This is a genomic window from Pseudomonas sp. E6002 (assembly GCF_013385565.1).
Taxonomy (GTDB): Bacteria; Pseudomonadota; Gammaproteobacteria; order Pseudomonadales; family Pseudomonadaceae; genus Aquipseudomonas.
Map to the genome: position 1 here is coordinate 233,129 of NZ_JACAPT010000002.1, position 19,600 is coordinate 252,728.

At 61.6% G+C, this 19,600-nt stretch carries 17 protein-coding genes; 5 read left to right on the top strand and 12 right to left on the bottom strand.

Annotated features, from left to right (window positions below; translation table 11 throughout):
* The 4 genes from HX815_RS03155 to pmbA all read right to left on the bottom strand — a co-directional run bounded on the left by HX815_RS03155 (nt 1) and on the right by pmbA (nt 3,732).
* Entirely contained in the window at nt 1–444 is a 444-nt protein-coding gene (locus tag HX815_RS03155) for a hypothetical protein (RefSeq protein WP_003216099.1), read from the bottom strand.
* 27 nt (nt 445–471) lie between these two features.
* On the bottom strand, nt 472–1,848 hold the full coding sequence (locus HX815_RS03160; RefSeq protein WP_008434316.1) for an aspartate ammonia-lyase: 1,377 nt from the start codon (nt 1,846–1,848) through the stop codon (nt 472–474).
* Nucleotides 1,841–2,236, bottom strand: a complete 396-nt coding sequence (locus tag HX815_RS03165; RefSeq protein WP_008434319.1) for a hypothetical protein — start codon at nt 2,234–2,236, stop codon at nt 1,841–1,843. Before HX815_RS03165 ends, HX815_RS03160 begins: the two co-directional genes overlap by 8 nt.
* Nucleotides 2,237–2,385: 149 nt before the next feature.
* Nucleotides 2,386–3,732, bottom strand: a complete 1,347-nt coding sequence (gene pmbA, locus HX815_RS03170) for a metalloprotease PmbA (RefSeq protein WP_003216094.1) — start codon at nt 3,730–3,732, stop codon at nt 2,386–2,388.
* Between the two features lie 108 nt (nt 3,733–3,840).
* On the opposite strand from pmbA, the gene yjgA reads away from it, so the two are divergent.
* Nucleotides 3,841–4,362, top strand: a complete 522-nt coding sequence (yjgA, locus tag HX815_RS03175; protein WP_003216092.1) for a ribosome biogenesis factor YjgA — start codon at nt 3,841–3,843, stop codon at nt 4,360–4,362.
* 45 nt (nt 4,363–4,407) lie between these two features.
* Here yjgA and tldD read toward each other — a convergent pair whose 3' ends face one another.
* The 8 genes from tldD to mreB form a co-directional block, all read right to left on the bottom strand.
* Nucleotides 4,408–5,850 carry a metalloprotease TldD gene (gene tldD / locus HX815_RS03180; RefSeq protein WP_010170608.1) on the bottom strand — a complete coding sequence of 481 codons (1,443 nt, stop codon included), beginning with the start codon at nt 5,848–5,850 and terminating at the stop codon, nt 4,408–4,410.
* 16 nt (nt 5,851–5,866) lie between these two features.
* Nucleotides 5,867–6,715, bottom strand: coding sequence for a carbon-nitrogen hydrolase family protein (locus tag HX815_RS03185; protein WP_177027799.1), 849 nt, complete (start codon nt 6,713–6,715; stop codon nt 5,867–5,869).
* A 48-nt stretch (nt 6,716–6,763) separates the two neighbouring features.
* Nucleotides 6,764–10,579 carry a YhdP family protein gene (locus HX815_RS03190; protein WP_177027800.1) on the bottom strand — a complete coding sequence of 1,272 codons (3,816 nt, stop codon included), beginning with the start codon at nt 10,577–10,579 and terminating at the stop codon, nt 6,764–6,766.
* 76 nt (nt 10,580–10,655) lie between these two features.
* On the bottom strand, nt 10,656–12,113 hold the full coding sequence (gene rng, locus HX815_RS03195) for a ribonuclease G (RefSeq protein ID WP_003216085.1): 1,458 nt from the start codon (nt 12,111–12,113) through the stop codon (nt 10,656–10,658).
* A 70-nt stretch (nt 12,114–12,183) separates the two neighbouring features.
* Nucleotides 12,184–12,780, bottom strand: coding sequence for a nucleoside triphosphate pyrophosphatase (locus tag HX815_RS03200; protein WP_003216083.1), 597 nt, complete (start codon nt 12,778–12,780; stop codon nt 12,184–12,186).
* Between the two features lie 50 nt (nt 12,781–12,830).
* Nucleotides 12,831–13,319, bottom strand: a complete 489-nt coding sequence (mreD, locus tag HX815_RS03205; RefSeq protein ID WP_003216081.1) for a rod shape-determining protein MreD — start codon at nt 13,317–13,319, stop codon at nt 12,831–12,833.
* On the bottom strand, nt 13,319–14,428 hold the full coding sequence (gene mreC, locus HX815_RS03210) for a rod shape-determining protein MreC (protein WP_080673268.1): 1,110 nt from the start codon (nt 14,426–14,428) through the stop codon (nt 13,319–13,321). The genes mreD and mreC overlap by 1 nt, the downstream gene beginning before the upstream one ends.
* A gap of 140 nt (nt 14,429–14,568) precedes the next feature.
* Nucleotides 14,569–15,606: a rod shape-determining protein MreB gene (gene mreB, locus HX815_RS03215; protein WP_002555108.1), complete on the bottom strand. Its 1,038-nt coding sequence runs from the start codon at nt 15,604–15,606 to the stop codon at nt 14,569–14,571.
* 210 nt (nt 15,607–15,816) lie between these two features.
* Here mreB and gatC point away from each other — a divergent pair, with 210 nt between their 5' ends.
* From gatC to HX815_RS03235, 4 genes are all read left to right on the top strand, one after another.
* Nucleotides 15,817–16,104, top strand: coding sequence for an Asp-tRNA(Asn)/Glu-tRNA(Gln) amidotransferase subunit GatC (gene gatC, locus HX815_RS03220; RefSeq protein WP_003216077.1), 288 nt, complete (start codon nt 15,817–15,819; stop codon nt 16,102–16,104).
* A gap of 16 nt (nt 16,105–16,120) precedes the next feature.
* Complete coding sequence (gatA, locus tag HX815_RS03225; RefSeq protein WP_003216075.1) at nt 16,121–17,572, top strand: Asp-tRNA(Asn)/Glu-tRNA(Gln) amidotransferase subunit GatA; 1,452 nt, start codon at nt 16,121–16,123, stop codon at nt 17,570–17,572.
* A gap of 10 nt (nt 17,573–17,582) precedes the next feature.
* Entirely contained in the window at nt 17,583–19,028 is a 1,446-nt protein-coding gene (gene gatB, locus HX815_RS03230) for an Asp-tRNA(Asn)/Glu-tRNA(Gln) amidotransferase subunit GatB (RefSeq protein ID WP_003216073.1), read from the top strand.
* A 193-nt stretch (nt 19,029–19,221) separates the two neighbouring features.
* Nucleotides 19,222–19,593 carry a septal ring lytic transglycosylase RlpA family protein gene (locus HX815_RS03235; protein WP_003216071.1) on the top strand — a complete coding sequence of 124 codons (372 nt, stop codon included), beginning with the start codon at nt 19,222–19,224 and terminating at the stop codon, nt 19,591–19,593.
* The last annotated feature ends 7 nt before the right edge of the window (nt 19,594–19,600 follow it).

A 19,600-nucleotide genomic window follows, 5' to 3' on the forward strand; every position in this document is an offset into this window, starting at 1 on the left:
TCAATGAGCTCCATAAAAAGGGCTGTTGCGGGTCGACGCATCCGATGGCGCCACGTTGCTGCCCAGCAGGCGGTGGGTACGTGGGTACTCACCGTGATCGCTGATGAAATTCAGCAGTTCGACGTAGGTCTTGCTGCTCTGGCGCAGGGCCGCTTCCCGCAATAGCGGGTTAAGACGGGTGTCTTGCATGGTCTGCAACAGGCGCTGGTGAATGGCGCAGAGGTATTCCGCGCTTTCTTCCGGCTGGTTCAGGCGCAAGTGCAGGTCGGCCAGGTTGTGATGGGAAATGACGCAAGCCGCCACCGCTTCGTCGGCATCCGCCCAGCGCTCAAACAACACTTGAGCCAGGGCCAGGGCTTGCAGGTAGGCCTCGCGGGCATCTACCAGCTCGCCCGCCATAAAGCAGCGATTGGCCCGTTCGATCGTGCGTTTCCAGTGCTCCATGGTGAGCCTCCAAAGCAGGGTCGGTGATTACACGCCGCCAGCCGTGAGCTTTTCCGGATCCAGCAGGATTTCCAGTTGGCTGCGGGGCAAGTCGGTATGTTCGAGCGCCACATCAATCACCGGGCGGCCTTGTTGATAGGCCTTCTTGGCGATTTCGGCGGCCTTTTGGTAACCGATGATCGGGTTGAGTGCGGTCACCAGGATCGGATTGCGCGACAGCGCTTCCTTGAGCTTGGCTTCGTTGACCTTGAAGCTGGCGATGGCCTTGTCGGCCAGCAGGCGGCTGGAGTTGGCCAGCAACTCCAGGCTGCCGAGCAGGTTCTGGGCAATGATCGGCAGCATCACGTTGAGTTCGAAGTTGCCGGACTGGCCGGCGATGGTAATCACCGTGTCGTTGCCGATGACTTGTGCGGCAACCATGGCGGTGGCTTCCGGGATCACCGGGTTGACCTTGCCGGGCATGATCGAAGAGCCCGGCTGCAGGCCTTCCAGCTCGATTTCACCAAGGCCCGCCAATGGGCCGGAGTTCATCCAGCGCAGGTCGTTGGCGATTTTCATCAGGGACACGGCGGTGGTCTTGAGCTGCCCGGAGACCGCGACGGCCGTGTCCTGGGAGCCGATCAGCGCGAACAGGTTCTTGCCTGGGGTGAACTGGACGTGGGTCAGGCTGCTCAGTTGCTGGCTGAAGCGCGCTGCAAACTCCGGATGCGCATTGATCCCGGTGCCGACTGCAGTGCCACCCTGGGCCAGCGCCTGCAAACTCGGCAGCAGGTCTTGCAGATGACCGATATTGGCCTTGAGCTGCTGCGCCCAGCCATTGAGCACCTGGCTCATGCGCACCGGCATGGCGTCCATCAGATGCGTCCGACCGGTCTTGACGAAACGGTGCACCTCCTCGGCCTTGTGCTCGATCACCTGGACCAGGTGCAGCAGCGCCGGCAGGGTTTGCTCATGCAGCACCAGCGCCGCGCTGACGTGAATGGTGGTGGGGATGATGTCGTTGCTGCTCTGGCCGCAGTTGACGTGATCGTTAGGGTTGACCGGCTCGCCCAGCAAGCGGCTGGCGAGGGTCGCAATCACTTCGTTGGCGTTCATGTTGGAGCTGGTGCCGGAACCGGTCTGGAAGATATCCACCGGGAAATGCTGCATGAAATCGCCTTCCAGCAAGCCTTGGGCGGCATCAACGATGGCCTTGCCCTGGGCTTCGCTCAGTTGTTTCAGCTCGACGTTGGCTTTAGCGGCGGCAGCCTTGGCCAGGATCAACGCACGAATGAACTGCGCCGGCATGCGCTGGTGGCTGATGGGAAAGTTGTTCACCGCACGCTGGGTTTGTGCGCCATACAGGGCCTCGGCGGGCACTTGCAGTTCGCCCATGCTGTCGCGTTCGATACGGGTGTTACTCATCGGAAGATCCTTGCACCAGGTCAGAGTGAGAAATCGATGGCAGCAATTCGCAGGTCGCCAATTGCCAGGCAAAGGTCTGCCAGCGCTTGAGGCGGCAGGCACAGTGGGAAAGTTTTTCCAGGTCGCGCAACGGGCGCCAGGCCTGGTCCAGGCACATGGACCGCCAGTGCCAGGGCAAGGCGATGTCGGAGGCGGTGTCCAGCAGCAGGCGGAATGAGGTTTCGCCGATGGTCCACGGGTGGGTCGCAGTGCAACAGGCGAGGTACCGGCCTTCGGCCAGATAATGTTCGATCAGGCGGGGCTCGTCGGGAGCAAGGCCGCAACGAATCTGACGACTCATCCAACGCCAGCTTTCCAGGTAGGGATCCTCATGCAGGACAGAACTCATGATCCACACTCATTCGGTAATGATATTTATTATTAAATGATATTGAGAATCAAAACAATAGCCTGAGGGAATCACTCGGAATTCCAGGCACAAAAAAAGGCGCGCCACCCAATGGGTGGCGCGCCTTCTTTATGGCGTCTGTCGGCGGATTAGCTGCCGGCGACGGTCATCTTTTCGATCAACACCGAACCGGTGCGGATGTTGCTGCGCAGTTCCAGGTCATTACCCACCGCGACAATCTGCTTGAACATGTCACGCATGTTGCCCGCGATGGTCACTTCCTGCACGGCGAACTGGATTTCGCCGTTTTCCACCCAGAAACCCGCCGCACCACGGGAGTAATCACCCGTGACCATATTCAGGCCATGGCCCATCAACTCGGTGACCAGCAAGCCACGGCCCATGCGCCGCAACAGCGCCGCCTGGTCTTCATCGCCATGGGTGATGAACAGGTTGTGTACGCCACCGGAGTTGGCGGTGCTTGGCAGGCCGAGTTTGCGACCGGCGTAGGTGCCCAGCACATAGGACACCAGCTCACCGTTCTCGACGAACGGCTTGGCATAGGTGGCCAGGCCATCACCGTCAAACGACGAACTGCCCATGGCGCGCATCAGGTGCGGGCGCTCGTCGATGGTCAGCCATTCCGGGAACAGCTTCTGGCCAATCGCACCTTCCAGGAACGACGACTTGCGGTACAGGTTGCCACCGGAAATCGCCCCAAGGAAACTGCCGAACAAACCACCGGCCAGTTCCGCCGAGAACAACACCGGCACTTCACAGGTCGGCACCGGGCGCGCGCCCAGGCGGCTGGCAGCACGCTGCGCGGCACGCTGGCCGATGAGTACCGGGTCCATCAGCAATTCGCCCTGGCGGTTCACGTCGTACCAGTAATCACGCTGCATCTGGCCGTTGGCTTCGGCGATCATCACGCAGCTCAGGCTGTGACGCGTCGAGGCATAACCGCCGATAAAACCGTGGCTGTTGCCGTATACGCGGCAACCCTGATGAGTACTCAAGGTGGTGCCATCGGCGTTCTTGATCCGGCTGTCGGCATCGAATGCCGCCGCTTCACAGGTCAAAGCCTGTTCAATAGCCTGTTCCGGGGTGATGTCCCAGGCATGGAACAGGTCAAAATCCTTCAAGTCCCGAGCCATCAGGGCTGCATCAGCCAGGCCGGAGCTTTCATCTTCGGAGGTGTGCTTGGCAATCGCCAGTGCTGCTGCAACGGTTTCGCGAATCGCTTCCGGGCCGCTGGCAGAAGTGCTGGCCGAGCCCTTGCGCTGGCCCACGTACAAGGTGATGCCAAACCCCTGGTCGCGGTTGAATTCGACGGTTTCCACTTCCCGCTGGCGCACCGAAGTCGACAACCCCTGCTCCAGGGACACCGCCACTTCACAGGCACTGGCCCCCTGGCGCTTGGCCTCGGCAATGATCTGCTCGACTTGTTCCTGCAGTGCCGGTAACGCTTGCGGACCGACGCTTTGGGCTGCACTCATGGTTTTCTCCACTCAAATTCTGCTTTCGGTTAAGGCCTTCTAGCGACCGGGCCGGACAAGCGGCCCCCGACTGGTTATCATGGCGGCGTTTCTTTGCGGACTGCCACCATGGTTGATTCTTACGACGACTCCCTCGATGGGGAGAAAAGCAAATCTCAGGTCAAACGCGAGCTGCATGCTCTGGTTGACCTCGGCGAGCGCCTTACAACACTCAAGCCTGACTTGTGTGCAAAACTGCCATTGACCGACGCCCTGCGCCGGGCTCTGAACGATGCGCCCAAGCACACCGCGAATATCGCGCGTAAACGGCACCTCATGTTCATCGGCAAACTGATGCGCGACCAGGACACTGACGCCATTCTGACGTTGCTCGATCAACTCGATGCCTCCACTCGCCAGTACAACGAGCGCTTCCATAACCTGGAACGCTGGCGTGATCGCCTGATCGCTGGCGATGACGCGGTACTGGAGAAGTTCGTCATCGAGTACCCGGATGCCGATCGCCAACAATTGCGCTCCCTGATCCGTCAGGCCCAGCACGAACTGGCGCAAAGCAAGCCACCGGCCTCCAGCCGAAAAATCTTCAAATACATCCGTGAGCTGGACGATAGTCAACGCGGCCTGCGCTGACCCTCTTCCCCGGGTGGCGGCCTTCGCCACCCGAAGCTCCCGTTCTTACGACCCCGTGCCACCCACGGTGATCGCATCGATTTTCAAGGTTGGCTGGCCGACACCCACCGGCACCGACTGACCATCCTTGCCGCACGTCCCCACACCGCTGTCCAGCGACAGGTCGTTACCGACCATCGACACCTTGCTCATGGCTTCCGGGCCGTTGCCAATCAACGTTGCACCCTTGACCGGCGCGGTGATCTTGCCGTCTTCGATCAAATACGCCTCGCTGGTGGAGAACACGAACTTGCCGCTGGTGATGTCCACCTGCCCACCACCGAGGTTGGCGCAGTAGATGCCGCGTTTCACCGAGGCGATGATTTCGGCCGGATCGCTTTCGCCGCCGAGCATGTAGGTGTTGGTCATGCGCGGCATCGGCAGGTGCGCGTAGGACTCGCGACGACCGTTACCGGTGCGGGCCACGCCCATCAGGCGCGCGTTGAGCTTGTCTTGCATGTAGCCCTTGAGCACACCGTTTTCGATCAGCGTGGTGCACTCGGTCGGGGTGCCTTCGTCATCGACGCTCAACGAACCGCGACGCCCGGCCAGGGTACCGTCATCGACGATGGTGCAGAGCTTGGACGCAACCATCTCGCCCATGCGCCCGCTGTAGGCGGAACTGCCCTTGCGGTTGAAATCACCTTCCAGGCCGTGGCCCACCGCTTCATGCAGCAGCACGCCGGACCAGCCAGAGCCCAATACCACCGGCAACGTACCTGCCGGGGCCGGAATTGCTTCCAGATTGACCAGGGCCTGGCGCAACGCTTCACGGGCATACCCCATGGCGCGGTCTTCGGTGAGGAAATAACGGTAGTCGGTACGCCCACCGCCGCCATGGCCACCGCGCTCGCGACGGCCATTCTGTTCAACGATCACGCTGACATTGAAGCGCACCAGCGGCCGCACATCCGCCGCCAGGCCGCCATCGGTGGAGGCCACGAGGATGCGTTCCCACACCCCGGCCATGCTTACGGTGACTTGCTGGATACGCGGATCCAGGGCGCGGGTCGCCGCGTCCACACGCTTGAGCAGCTCGACCTTTTCGGCGCGGCTGATCACTTCCAATGGGTTATCCGGGGCATACAGCTGGGCCACGTCCTGGGTGCTGAACGCCTGCACCGTGCCGTTTTGCCCGGCACGGGAGATCGAACGCGCTGCGCGAGCCGCCAGCCCCAGGGCTTCCAGGGTGATGGCGTTGCTGTAGGCAAAGCCGGTTTTTTCACCGGACTGCGCACGCACACCCACGCCTTGGTCGAGGTTGAAGCTGCCTTCCTTGACGATCCCGTCTTCCAGGGCCCAGGACTCGGAAATCTGCCCCTGGAAATACAGGTCCGCAGCGTCGATGCCTGGCCCGGCCAGATCGCCGAGGACCGTTTGCAAGCTTTCGATGGTCACGCCACCAGGCGCCAGGAGGTGTTCACTGACTGAGGACAACAACTCGCTCATAGGTTTGGCCTTAAATTCATCGTTCTGAAGCAGGTCGCTGTGCGCCCTGCGAGAAAAAGCGCCGGTGGCCCGCCACCGGCATGCGCGTCCGTATCGACGCCTGTTCGCTGCTATCGCGTTCGGCCAACAACACCGCCTCGCCTTGATCCTGTTGTGCCAGCACGCGCCCCCATGGGTCGATGATCGCTGCATGCCCGAAGGTTTCCCTGGGCCCCGGATGCACGCCACCCTGGGCGGCCGCCAGCAGGTAGCACTGGGTCTCGATGGCACGCGCACGGATCAGCACATCCCAGTGCGCGGCGCCGGTTACCGCTGTAAAGGCCGAGGGCGCGGTGATCAACTCGGCACCCGCAGCGCGCAATTCGCTGTATAGCTCCGGGAAGCGCAAGTCGTAACACACCGTCAGCCCCAGGCGGCCGACCGGCGTATCCGCCACGACCACCTGGCTACCATGAGCATAGTCATCGGATTCACGATAACGACCCCGGACATCGGCCACATCGACATCGAACAGGTGCAGCTTGTCGTAGCGGGCAACGATTTCGCCCTGATCATCGATCAGCAGCGAGCAGGCATTGGACTTGGCGTTCGGCTGATCCTTTGGGGGCAGCGGCAAAGTGCCGGCCACTATCCATAAGGTGAGGTCGCGGGCGGTCTGTTTCAACCATGGCAGGATCGGACCTTCGCCCAAGGCCTCGGCGCGACCGATATCGGCCACATCGCGACGGCCCATGGCGGCGAAGTTTTCCGGGAGTACCGCAAGCCTTGCACCGCCCGCCGCCGCTTGCTCCAGCAGGCGCCGAGCCTGAGCCAGGTTGGCCAGCACATCGCTTTGGCTGACCATTTGAATTACCGCAAAGGACATGGGCCCACACTCCAGAAAAGGCATGAGGCCATGCTACTCCACAGGTACTCAGTTTGGCTTTTCAAATGGCTTGTCGAAGGTGATTTTCGGGTCCTTCCACGGGCCTTCTACCTTGTACTGCACGCTGGCGAAACGCGAAACACGGTCGCCAATCAGCTTGTCGATCAGGAACAGCGCCCCGCCAATGGCCGGCGCGCCGACGATCAATGCAGCAATCGGCAGGTTGTTGGTGACCGGCAGCGTCACCAGCAACTTGGCATCGACGCGATCAGCCACCAGGTCCAGGGTGCCGTTGATCTCCAGATTACTCGACGGGCCGGTCATGGTGATCGGCTCACGGGTTACAAACACGCCGTTACTGGCGGCCAGCAAGCCCTTGACCCGGTCATAACTCAAGCCCTTGCCAAGCAAGTCCGAGAAGTCCAGGCGCAGCCGGCGACCGATGGAGTTGAAGTTCAGCAAGCCAAACACCCGCAGGGCCTGCGCACCGCCGTCCACTTCAACAAACTGGCCTTTGCGGAAACTGGCGTCCAGGCTGCCGGAGAAACGCTTGGGACCTACCCAGGCCGGCGAACCCGGCCAGCGGCCGTCCACGTCCACGTGAAAATCTTCGCTGGTCACGCTCGGCGCAAATCCCCAGCCCTTGAGCACGTCGCCAATGTTCTTGCCATCGAGGCGGCCCTTGTACCAACTGCTGCTGGCACCGGGTGCACCTTCCCAACCGCCGGCGCCCTGGAGCACCATGCCCTTGAGCCCCAGGTTCAGGCTGTTGAACGCCATGCCCCTGGTGGTCGGGCGAACTTTCAGAGACCAGGCACCTACCAGGTCCGGGCCCTGGAACAACTGGGCAATCGAGATATCCAGCGCGGGAATATCCTTGGGATCAACATCAGCCAATGGGTCCGGCGCATTTTCATCCGCCTGCACGGTCGGATCCACCGCAGGCAGCTTCACGTACTGCAGGTTGACTGCAATCGGCGCGCCCTTGGCGTCCGGCAACCCCACGGTACCCTTGGCCTGCTGGCTGTCGAACTGCAAGCCCCAGGCAGCGGGTTTGCGGTCCAGCTGCAAGCTGACCTGGTCGAACTGGGTGCCGAAACCGGTCAGCTTGCCGACCTTGAAATCGGCCCCGCTCAACAACTGCTTGGCACTGCCACCCGGGTCGTTGCCGGCGTAGCGGTCCACGAGCTTTTTCCAGGGGTCGATATCCAGCTCCGACAACACGCCGCGGATTCGCAAGCCCTTGCCGGCCGGCAACACCGCATCGCCATCTCCCAGGAACAGCTCACCCCGGCCGTCGGCGAAATTGTCCGCCGGGGCGGCGAAGGTGAAGCTGCCCAACTCGCCATAATCGAACCAGTAACGGCGCTCCTTACCCTGCAAGGTCATGCGGAACACACTGTCGCGGCCCTGGCTCGCCGGCATGCCGAACGGCGCCGGCAGGTCCACGGCCACGCCCTTGAGGTTGGAGCTGACCATCAACTGGCTGTCGGCGCCATCGAGGTTGAGCTGCAATTGGTAGGGGATATCGCCGGACACCGGCAACGGCTGGCTGACCTTCAGCCAGTCAGTCAGCCGCTTGACGGTCACCTGCCCTTTCGCGGTGACGCGGGTGTTGAGGTCGCCTGGCTTGCCATCGGCGAAAATCTGCGCGGTGATCGGTCGGTCGAAGGCCTGGGCGCTGATGTTCTGGCCACTCAGGCCCTTGGCGCTGTCGAAGCGGAAATCACCCTTGAGCTGGCTCAGGTCCAGCGTAGGCTCGGCCAGTTGCAGGCGGGACTTGTCGGTCTTGAAATCCACCACGATCTTGGGATCGGCGCCCTTGGCCAGGGGAATATCCAGGTCCAGCTTGCCTTGCAGGTCGCCCTCGCCTTTCCAGCCGGCGAAGGTCGAGGCGGTGCCGATCGGCGCTTCCTGAAGGATTTTCAGGCCATCGCCCAGGCCACCGGCAAAGTTGCCGGTGAGCAGCAGGTGGCTGTCCTTGCCTTCGGGGGCGTGGGGAATGTTGACGTAGATATCATTGACCTTGGTGTCGAGCAGCTGGCCCTTGCTGGCCAGGATGCGCACGCCGCTTTCCTCGACAAACACTTCACCCTTGACCTTGCTCACGTGCGGCCAGCCCGGCTGGAATGCCAGCTCGGCATCATGCACCTTGAAGAACAGGCTGATATTGCGTGAGGCAGGCAGTGCGTCGTGGTTCAGCGAGCCTTGGTACTGGAAGAAGCCCTCGTCCACTGCCCCCTTGAGAATCGCAGTGCGCAGCCACTCATCGAGTGCCGGGCTCAACACCGCCGGCAGGTATTTGGGGGTGAAGCGGCCATCGCCGTCGACCATACCGACCCGCAGGTCCATGTAGTCTTCCTGGCTATGGTCGAAATGCAGGCGAATCAGGAAGTCGGCGGCGACCTTGCCCTCCTCGCCCAGCACCTTGATATACGGCGCGATCAGGGTGAAGCCTTCCTTGTCGAGCTTCCACGTCAGGCGGGCGTTGGCCTGGATGTACTGCCAGGGCTTGGCGAAGATCGGAAACAGGTGCAAGGAGAAATCCTTGCTGTCCATGCGCAGCTCACCCTTGCCCAGGTCACCGCTGATGCTGCCGCTGACATTGCGGGCTGCCGGTGCGCCGAAGTAAGCGTCGAAACCAATACGGTCGAGGTTGGCCGCGAAGCTCACGCGCTGGTCGGTGGTGTCTTGAGGCCGATAATCCAGCAACACGTTCCGCAGCGTGCCGGTGGCCTTCAGATGATCCAGGGTGGTGGCCACGGCTTCCGGCAAGGGTGCCAAGGCGTGCAGCAATGGCGTGATCGGCGTCAGGTCGAGGCGATCGGCCTGCAGGTTCCAGACTTCCTGGGCCTTGTCGGTGGCCAGGGTTTGCTGCAGTTGCAGGCGCGACTCCCAGCGGGTGTCGCCGAGGTTCATTGCGAGCGAGTCAAACAGCACCTTGAGGCCGCTGTCACTGCGTTGCAGGTACGCAGTGAGGGCCAGGTTCTCAATATGAGTCGGCTTGCGATCGGCATAGCTGCCCTTGAGCTGCGGGGCGTTGAGGCGCACGGCGGCGCTTTGCACGGTGCCCTTGGCCCAGGTCAGCCAGAATTCGCCGCCAGCCTTGAGTTCGGAAAGTTTCCATTGCTGGGTCAGTTTTGCCGGGATCCATTTTGCCCAGTCACTCTGGGGCAAGCTCAGGTAAGCCTCGGCTTCGCCGTCTTTCCACTGGCTGGCGCGGATTCGGGTGCGCAGGTTCAACGCCAGGGGCTGGCCGTCGGGCAGGGTCAGGCGCGCGTCCAGGCGCTGGCGGTTGGCGCCGGTCTGCAGGCTCACGCCGACATAGGTCAAGGTCAGCGGAGCCTGGTCGAACGGCTGCAGCGTCACCTGGCTGTCGAGCAATGAAACCTGCCCGACCATTTGCATGCGCGTCAGCAGTTGTTCGGGATCCAGCGGCTGGTCATCCTGCACCGGCAGGCCTTGCAGCGCCCAGTGGCCGTCCTGGTCTTCCTTCACGCTGACTTGCAGGCCGCTGACTTCCAGGTGGGCAATGCGCACTTCACGCGCCAGCAGGCTGGCCCAGATATCCGGCACCACTTGCACCTGGTCCAGGCGCAGGGCGCTGCTGCCCTCGCCGACCATCACGTCGTGAGCCAACAATACCGGCGCGAAGCCACTCCAGCGCCCTTCCAGGCTGCCGATGTTCACGGGCATATCCAGCGCAGTACGCGCCTTGGCCTCGATTTCGCCACGGTATTCCGCCACCAACGGCGTCAATTCACGGCCCAGGCTCACGTACACCGCCGCCAATACCAGCAGCAAGGCGCACAGGCCGAGGCCCCAGCGGGTCAGTGCGGCAAAAAAGCGTATCAGACGCTCCATGTCAGGCGACCCTCAAAGGCAATAGTCGGACGGCAGATCAAGGCCTGCCCGTCTCGTTGATAAGAACTAACGCGAATCAGAGCAGCACCACGTCATATTGTTCCTGGGAATACATGGTTTCGACCTGGAAGCGAATGGTGCGCCCGATAAAACCCTCCAGCTCGGCTACGTTGCCGGATTCTTCATCCAGCAAACGGTCGACCACCTTCTGGTTAGCCAGGACTCTATAGCCCTCGGCCTGGTAGGCGCGTGCCTCCCGTAAGATTTCCCGGAAAATCTCGTAGCAAACCGTTTCCGGGGTCTTCAACTTACCGCGCCCCTGGCAACTGCTGCACGGCTCGCACAGCACTTGCTCGAGGCTTTCGCGGGTGCGTTTGCGGGTCATCTGCACCAGGCCCAGCTCGGTGATGCCGATGATGTTGGTCTTGGCGTGATCGCGCTCCAGTTGCTTCTCCAGGGTACGCAGCACCTGGCGCTGGTGCTCTTCGTCTTCCATGTCGATGAAGTCGATGATGATGATCCCGCCCAGGTTGCGCAGGCGCAGCTGGCGGGCGATCGCGGTGGCCGCTTCGAGGTTGGTCTTGAAGATGGTTTCTTCGAGATTGCGATGGCCCACAAAGGCACCGGTATTCACGTCGATAGTGCTCATGGCTTCCGCCGGGTCCACCACCAGGTAACCGCCGGACTTGAGCGGCACTTTGCGCTCAAGGGCTTTCTGGATTTCGTCTTCGACCCCATACAGGTCGAAAATCGGCCGCTCGCCCGGGTAATGCTCCAGGCGATCGGCGATTTCCGGCATCAGCTCGGCAACAAATTGCGTAGTGCGCTGGAAGGTTTCCCGCGAGTCGATGCGAATTTTCTCGATCTTCGGGCTGACCAGGTCGCGCAAGGTGCGCAGGGCCAGGCCGAGGTCTTCGTAGATCACGCTCGGGGCGCCGATCGTCTTGATCTGCGCGCCGATCTGGTCCCACAGGCGACGCAGGTAGCGGATGTCCATGAGGATTTCATCGGCACCGGCACCTTCTGCGGCAGTACGCAGGATAAAGCCGCCGGCCTCCTTGATGCCTTCGAGCGCCACGCAGTCACTGACCACCTTTTTCAGGCGCTCGCGCTCGGCTTCGTCTTCGATTTTCAGGGAAATACCGACGTGGGCCGTGCGCGGCATGTACACCAGGTAGCGCGAAGGAATCGACAGTTGCGTGGTCAGCCGTGCGCCCTTTGAGCCAATCGGATCCTTGGTGACTTGCACCACCAGGCTCTGCCCTTCGTGCACCAGGGCGCTGATGCTTTCGACCGCCGGGCCTTCGCGCAGGGAGATTTCCGAAGCATGGATAAACGCAGCGCGGTCCAGGCCGATGTCGACGAACGCCGCTTGCATCCCCGGTAACACACGCACGACCTTGCCTTTATAAATATTGCCGACGATCCCGCGCTTTTGGGTGCGCTCGACGTGCACTTCTTGCAGAACACCGTTCTCTACCACCGCCACGCGCGATTCCATCGGCGTGATATTGATCAGAATCTCTTCACTCATGGCTGGGTCTCGTTCAGGCGTTTTCACAATAGTGACCGATCGCTTAAGGCTTGGCGCTGGAATACGGCGTTTAGCGCACGGTAAGGTTTTGCCAACAGGGTATGCCGAATTGGCCCAGCAGTTCTGCGGTTTCGCAGACCGGCAGGCCAACGACGGCAGAGTAGCTGCCATTGAGTCCGGCGACGAACACCGCCGCCAAGCCTTGGATAGCATAGCCGCCCGCTTTGTCCTGGGGCTCGCCGCTGTGCCAATAAGTGGTGGCTTCGTCCGCTGAAATCCTGCGAAAGCGCACACGACTGCTGACCAGCTGCGTTTCGCAACGCTGGCCGTCAATCAGGGCAATGGCCGTCAACACTTCGTGTTCACGCTCGGAAAGGGCCAGCAACATGGCCAGGGCATCGGCTTGATCCACAGGTTTACCGAGGATCCGGCCGTCGAGGATGACGGCTGTGTCCGCGCCCAGCACACAGGCGCCGGTGGCATCGGCCAAGGTCGCTCGACCGGCCGCAGCCTTGCCGCGCGCCAGGCGTTCTACGTAGGACGCGGGCGATTCATTTGTAAGGGGAGTTTCATCAATGGCGGCGCTGACGACGGTGAACGGCACGCCGATCTGTGTCAGCAGCTCACGCCGCCTCGGGGAGCCCGAGGCCAGATAAAGCGAATTCATGCAGACTCTCCCTGTAGGGTTCGATAACCAGGCAGAGCCTCGCGATCCATTCAATTGATTTTATAGCGACGACGCAATCCACGCAGGCCAAAACTGACCCAGGGCCACAACAGCGCGCTGACCAGCGCGGGCAACACCAGCGCCAGGGTCGGTTGGCGGTTGCCGGTCAAGGCGCTGAGCCACAGCTGTACCAACTGCGCCAGGCCGAAGATCACCAGGATCACCAGGCACTGTTGCCACATCGGAAACATCCGCAGGCGCTGCTGCAATGACAGCACCAGGAAGGTAATCAGGGTCAGGATCAGCGCGTTCTGCCCGAGCAGGGTGCCGTAGAGCACATCCTCCATCAGCCCCAGGCACATGGCCGTGACCATCCCGACCTTGTGCGGCAGCGCCAGGGCCCAGAACGCCAGCAGCAAGGCGAGCCACAGCGGGCGCAGGATCTCCATGAATTGCGGCAGCGGCGAAACGCTGAGCAGCAAGCCGATGGCAAAGGTCAGCCAGACGATCCAGCCGTTACGCGAATGAGTACCGGCCATTATTCTTCCCTCTGCCGAGTGGTTGCCGGGGCCGCGGCCGGTGGTTTGGCGGCGGCGGGCGGTTTGGCAGCGGCAGGTGTTGCAGCCGCAGGCTTGGCCGGACGCGCGCTATGGGCCACAGGCTTGACCGGTGTCGCAACCGGCGCGGCTGGCGTTGCCGGAGCGGCTGCCGGGGCAGCAGGTGCCGCCGGTTTTGGCACGGTGGCCGGAATGATCGGCGCGGTGCCGTTTTGCTTGTCTTCCGCTTCCTGGGCCTGGGCGGCTTCGTTGGCACGCTCTTCCGGGGTGCGGTTGTCACTGAACACCAGCAACAGGTAACGGCTGCGGTTCAACGCGGCGGTCGGCACGGCGCGCACAATGGCGAACGGCTGGCCGGAATCGTGGATCACTTCCTTGACCGTCGCGACCGGGTAGCCTGCCGGGAACCGCTGACCCAGGCCGGAGCTGACCAGCAGGTCGCCTTCCTTGATGTCGGCGGTGTCTGCGACGTGACGCAACTCCAGGCGTTCCGGGTTACCGGTACCGCTGGCAATCGCCCGCAGGCCGTTGCGGTTGACTTGCACCGGGATGCTGTGGGTGGTGTCGGTCAGCAACAGCACGCGGGAGGTATAAGGCATCAACTCCACCACCTGGCCCATCAAGCCACGGGCATCGAGCACCGGTTGGCCAAGGACTACGCCGTCGCGCTCACCCTTGTTGATGATGATGCGATGGGTGAAGGGGTTCGGATCCATACCGATCAACTCGGCCACTTCGACCTTCTCATTGACCAGCGCAGAGGAATTGAGCAACTCGCGCAGCCGAACGTTCTGCTCGGTGAGGGCCGCGAGCTTTTGCATGCGCCCCTGCAGCAGCAGGTTTTCGGTCTTGAGTTTTTCGTTCTCCGCCACCAGTTCGGTGCGGCTGCCAAATTGACTGGCGACACCCTGATAGAGACGCTGCGGCAGGTCAGTGATCCAGTACGTCTGCATCAGGACCAGCGACATCTGGCTACGCACTGGCTTGAGCAGTGTGAAGCGGGCATCGACCACCATCAGCGCAACCGATAGCACGACCAGCACCAACAGGCGCACGCCCAATGAGGGGCCTTTCGAAAAAAGCGGTTTAATAAGCCGCTCCTCCCAGGCAAATGTTTTCTTTATTCATACGGCATCAAACCGGCCTGGATGCAGATTGAAGAAGATAAACGCCAACAGGCAGCACTGCAAAGTGCTGCCTGTGAGCGAAACATGGGCAAACCAGCAAATTCTTATTCGCTGGAGAGCAGGTCCATGGTGTGTTTATCCATCATTTCCAGTGCACGGCCACCGCCGCGGGCGACGCAGGTCAACGGGTCCTCAGCGACGATCACTGGCAAACCGGTTTCCTGGGCCAGCAACTTGTCGAGGTCGCGCAGCAAGGCGCCACCACCGGTCAATACCAGGCCACGCTCGGCGATATCGGAAGCCAGTTCCGGAGGCGATTGCTCCAGGGCGCTCTTCACCGCCTGAACGATGGTGGCCAGGGACTCTTGCAGAGCTTCCAGCACTTCATTGGAGTTCAGGGTGAAGGCACGTGGAACGCCTTCGGCCAGGTTGCGACCGCGAACATCGACTTCGCGAACTTCGCCGCCCGGGTAAGCGGTACCGATTTCCTGCTTGATGCGCTCGGCGGTGGATTCGCCGATCAGGCTGCCGTAGTTGCGACGCACGTAGGTGATGATCGCTTCGTCGAAGCGGTCGCCGCCAACCCGTACGGATTCGGCATACACCACACCATTGAGGGAGATCAGGGCGATTTCAGTGGTACCACCACCGATATCCACCACCATCGAACCGCGCGCTTCTTCAACCGGCAGGCCGGCACCGATCGCAGCGGCCATTGGCTCTTCAATCAGGAACACTTCACGGGCACCGGCGCCAAGGGCCGATTCACGGATGGCACGACGTTCCACCTGGGTGGACTTGCACGGAACGCAGATCAGCACACGAGGGCTGGGCTGCAGGAAACTGTTTTCGTGAACCTTGTTGATGAAGTACTGCAGCATCTTTTCGCAGACACTGAAGTCAGCAATCACGCCATCCTTCATCGGACGAATGGCAGCAATGTTGCCCGGTGTTCGGCCCAACATGCGCTTGGCCTCGGTGCCAACGGCAACGACACTTTTCTGATTACCATGGGTCCGAATGGCCACAACCGATGGCTCATTCAGGACGATACCGCGCTCGCGCACGTAAATAAGGGTGTTGGCAGTGCCCAGGTCGATGGAAAGATCGCTGGAAAACATGCCACGCAGTTTCTTGAACATGGGAAAGGGACCCTAGGCAACGCGTGGGTAAAAAAGTGCGGCAAACTCTAACAACGACAGGGATTTTGGGCAAGGCGCCAATGTGCTAAATTGGCCGACTTTCTGTGCACCAACCCCCACAATCGCGGCCATATGACCGTAGAAATGCGGTAGTGTTCCTACAATCTAACACACGGATAGCTTCCGTTCTGTTTTCCACTGGAGAATCCCATGGCGCTTGAACGCTCCGACGTGGAAAAAATCGCTCATTTGGCCTGCCTGGGCCTCAATGAAGCCGATCTTCCACAGACCACCGCAGCCCTGAACAGCATTCTCGGGCTGGTCGACCAAATGCAAGCCGTGAATACCGACGGCATCGAGCCCCTGGCTCACCCGCTGGAAGCCAGCCAGCGCCTGCGCGCCGACGTCGTGACCGAGCGCAATAATCGCGAGGCTTACCAGTCCATCGCGCCAGCGGTCGAAAACGGCCTGTACCTGGTTCCGAAAGTCATCGACTAAAGGGAAAGAGCCTGCAATGCATCAATTGACTCTGGCCGAGATCGCCCGCGGTCTCGCCGACAAAAAGTTTTCTTCCGAAGAGCTGACCACGACCCTGCTGGCGCGTATCGCCGAGCTGGACCCTAAGGTCAACAGCTTCATCAGCATCACCGAAGAGCTGGCCCTGAGCCAGGCCAAGGCCGCCGACGTACGTCGTGCCAACGGTGAGAACGGCGCCCTGTTGGGTGCGCCGATTGCCCACAAGGACCTGTTCTGCACCCAGGGCATTCGCACCAGTTGCGGCTCGAAGATGCTCGACAATTTCAAGGCGCCCTACGACGCCACTGTGGTCGCCAAGCTGGCCGCTGCCGGGGCCGTGACCCTGGGCAAGACCAACATGGACGAATTCGCCATGGGCTCGGCCAACGAGTCGAGCCACTACGGCGCGGTGAAAAACCCGTGGAACCTTGAGCACGTGCCCGGCGGTTCGTCCGGTGGTTCGGCGGCCGCGGTTGCCGCTCGTCTGTTACCTGCCGCCACGGCCACCGACACTGGCGGCTCGATCCGCCAACCGGCCGCTTTCACCAACCTCACCGGTCTGAAACCGACCTACGGTCGCGTTTCCCGCTGGGGCATGATTGCCTACGCCTCCAGTCTCGACCAGGGCGGCCCCCTGGCACGCACCGCTGAAGACTGCGCAATTTTGTTACAAGGCATGGCAGGCTTCGATCCGCAGGACTCCACCAGCATTGATGAACCCGTGCCGGACTACAGCGCCAGCCTGAATACCTCGATCAAAGGCCTGCGCATCGGCGTGCCGAAAGAATATTTCAGCGCCGGCCTCGACCCGCGCATCGCCGAACTGGTGCACAACAGCGTCAAGGAGCTGGAAAAGCTCGGCGCCGTGATCAAGGAAATCAGCCTGCCGAACAACCAGCACGCGATTCCGGCCTACTACGTGATCGCGCCGGCAGAAGCGTCCTCCAACCTGTCGCGGTTCGACGGCGTGCGCTTCGGCTACCGCTGCGAAAACCCGAAAGACCTCACCGACCTGTACAAGCGCTCCCGTGGCGAAGGTTTCGGCGCGGAAGTACAACGCCGGATCATGGTCGGTGCCTACGCCCTGTCGGCCGGCTACTACGACGCGTACTACCTCAAGGCGCAAAAGATCCGTCGCCTGATCAAGAACGACTTCATGGCTGCCTTTAATGAAGTCGACGTGATCCTCGGCCCAACCACGCCGAACCCGGCCTGGAAGATCGGCGCCAAGACCGGCGACCCGATCGCCGAGTACCTGGAAGACCTGTACACCATCACCGCCAACCTCGCCGGTCTGCCGGGCTTGTCCATGCCTGCAGGTTTCGTCGATGGCTTGCCGGTGGGCGTGCAACTGCTCGCCCCGTATTTCCAGGAAGGCCGCCTGCTCAATGTGGCGCACCAGTACCAGTTGAACACTGACTGGCACACTCGCACCCCTACCGGCTTCTGAGGAGAACACTATGCAATGGGAAGTCGTGATCGGGCTGGAGATTCATACCCAGCTCGCCACCCAATCGAAGATTTTCTCCGGTAGCGCCACCACGTTCGGCGCAGAACCCAACACCCAGGCCAGCCTGGTAGACCTGGGCATGCCCGGCGTGCTGCCGGTGCTGAACCAGGAAGCGGTGCGCATGGCGGTGATGTTCGGCCTCGCCATCGATGCCGAGATCGGCCAGCACAACGTGTTCGCCCGCAAGAACTACTTCTACCCGGACCTGCCCAAGGGCTACCAGATCAGCCAGATGGAATTGCCGATCGTCGGCAAGGGCTACCTGGACATCCCGCTGGAAGACGGCACCATCAAACGTGTCGGCGTGACCCGTGCGCACCTGGAAGAAGATGCCGGCAAGAGCCTGCATGAAGAATTCAACGGCGCCACCGGCATCGACCTGAACCGCGCCGGCACCCCGCTGCTGGAGATCGTTTCCGAGCCGGACATGCGCAGCGCCAAGGAAGCCGTGGCCTACGTCAAGACGATCCACGCGCTGGTGCGTTACCTCGGGATCTGCGACGGCAACATGGCCGAAGGCTCCCTGCGTTGCGACTGCAACGTGTCGGTGCGGCCAAAAGGCCAGGCCGAGTACGGCACCCGCTGCGAGATCAAGAACGTCAACTCGTTCCGTTTCATCGAGAAGGCGATCAACACTGAAGTACGTCGCCAGATCGAGCTGATCGAAGACGGCGGCAAGGTGATCCAGCAGACCCGCCTGTACGACCCGAACAAAGACGAAACCCGCGCCATGCGCAGCAAGGAGGAAGCCAACGACTACCGTTACTTCCCCGATCCGGACCTGTTGCCGGTGGTCATCGAGGACTCGTTCCTGGCTGACGTGCGCGCCACGCTGCCGGAACTGCCACCGCAGAAACGCGAGCGTTTCCAGGCGCAGTTCGGTCTTTCGGTGTATGACGCAAGCGTGCTGGCGTCGAGCCGCGAGCAAGCCAACTACTTCGAAAAAGTCGTGAGCATTGCCGGCGACGCCAAACTGGCGGCCAACTGGGTGATGGTTGAGCTGGGCAGCCTGTTGAACAAACAGGGCCTGGAAATCGACGAAGCACCGGTGTCGGCAGAACAGTTGGGCGGCATGTTGCTGCGGATCAAGGACAACACCATCTCCGGCAAAATCGCTAAGACCGTGTTTGAAGCCATGGCCGCCGGCGAAGGCAACGCTGACGAGATCATCGAGAAGCGCGGCCTGAAACAAGTCACCGACAGCGGCGCGATTTCGGCCGTACTCGACGAGATGCTGGCAGCCAATGCCGAACAGGTTGAACAATACCGTGCGGCGGATGAAGCCAAGCGCGGCAAGATGTTCGGCTTCTTTGTCGGCCAGGCGATGAAAGCCTCCAAAGGCAAGGCCAACCCGCAACAGGTCAACGAACTGCTGAAAAGCAAACTCGAAGGCTAAACGCGGTGAAATGGTCGGAGCAGGACCTCACGTCCAACTCTGACCCCTTGTGGGAGCGGGCTTGTGTGGGAGCGGGCTTGCTCGCGAAAGCGGTGGATCAGTCAGCCTATTCGTTGCCTGACACACTGCATTCGCGAGCAAGCCCGCTCCCACCCAAGCCCGCTCCCACATCTGTAAGGGGGAAACCTTGAAAATGAAGCGTCTACTCGGCCTGTTGGCCCTGTTCTCTCTGCTCGCCGGCTGCGCCAGCGGCCTCATCGACCCCAACGGCTATGACGAAACCGGTTCCGCTTCCTACTACGGCGCCAAACACCACGGCAACCGCACTGCCAGCGGTGAACCGTTCAACCAGAATGCCCTGACCGCCGCCCATCGTCGCCTGCCCTTCGGCACGCAGGTGAAGGTCACCAATCTCGACAACAACAAAAGCGTCGTTGTCCGCATCAATGATCGCGGCCCGCATACCCGTGGGCGCCTGATCGACCTTTCACGCAAGGCCGCCGAACAGATCGGTATGATCGGCAGCGGCACCGCGCGCGTTCGCGTGCAAGCCCTCAGCAACTGACCGACGG

What these genes read in the sequence shown, in the direction of transcription:
- HX815_RS03155 (WP_003216099.1), bottom strand. Translation starts at nt 444, where the DNA reads ATGGAGCACTGGAAACGCACGATCGAACGGGCCAATCGCTGCTTTATG.
- HX815_RS03160 (WP_008434316.1), bottom strand. Translation starts at nt 1,848, where the DNA reads ATGAGTAACACCCGTATCGAACGCGACAGCATGGGCGAACTGCAAGTG.
- HX815_RS03165 (WP_008434319.1), bottom strand. Translation starts at nt 2,236, where the DNA reads ATGAGTTCTGTCCTGCATGAGGATCCCTACCTGGAAAGCTGGCGTTGG.
- pmbA (WP_003216094.1), bottom strand. Translation starts at nt 3,732, where the DNA reads ATGAGTGCAGCCCAAAGCGTCGGTCCGCAAGCGTTACCGGCACTGCAG.
- yjgA (WP_003216092.1), top strand. Translation starts at nt 3,841, where the DNA reads ATGGTTGATTCTTACGACGACTCCCTCGATGGGGAGAAAAGCAAATCT.
- tldD (WP_010170608.1), bottom strand. Translation starts at nt 5,850, where the DNA reads ATGAGCGAGTTGTTGTCCTCAGTCAGTGAACACCTCCTGGCGCCTGGT.
- HX815_RS03185 (WP_177027799.1), bottom strand. Translation starts at nt 6,715, where the DNA reads ATGTCCTTTGCGGTAATTCAAATGGTCAGCCAAAGCGATGTGCTGGCC.
- HX815_RS03190 (WP_177027800.1), bottom strand. Translation starts at nt 10,579, where the DNA reads ATGGAGCGTCTGATACGCTTTTTTGCCGCACTGACCCGCTGGGGCCTC.
- rng (WP_003216085.1), bottom strand. Translation starts at nt 12,113, where the DNA reads ATGAGTGAAGAGATTCTGATCAATATCACGCCGATGGAATCGCGCGTG.
- HX815_RS03200 (WP_003216083.1), bottom strand. Translation starts at nt 12,780, where the DNA reads ATGAATTCGCTTTATCTGGCCTCGGGCTCCCCGAGGCGGCGTGAGCTG.
- mreD (WP_003216081.1), bottom strand. Translation starts at nt 13,319, where the DNA reads ATGGCCGGTACTCATTCGCGTAACGGCTGGATCGTCTGGCTGACCTTT.
- mreB (WP_002555108.1), bottom strand. Translation starts at nt 15,606, where the DNA reads ATGTTCAAGAAACTGCGTGGCATGTTTTCCAGCGATCTTTCCATCGAC.
- gatC (WP_003216077.1), top strand. Translation starts at nt 15,817, where the DNA reads ATGGCGCTTGAACGCTCCGACGTGGAAAAAATCGCTCATTTGGCCTGC.
- gatA (WP_003216075.1), top strand. Translation starts at nt 16,121, where the DNA reads ATGCATCAATTGACTCTGGCCGAGATCGCCCGCGGTCTCGCCGACAAA.
- gatB (WP_003216073.1), top strand. Translation starts at nt 17,583, where the DNA reads ATGCAATGGGAAGTCGTGATCGGGCTGGAGATTCATACCCAGCTCGCC.
- HX815_RS03235 (WP_003216071.1), top strand. Translation starts at nt 19,222, where the DNA reads ATGAAGCGTCTACTCGGCCTGTTGGCCCTGTTCTCTCTGCTCGCCGGC.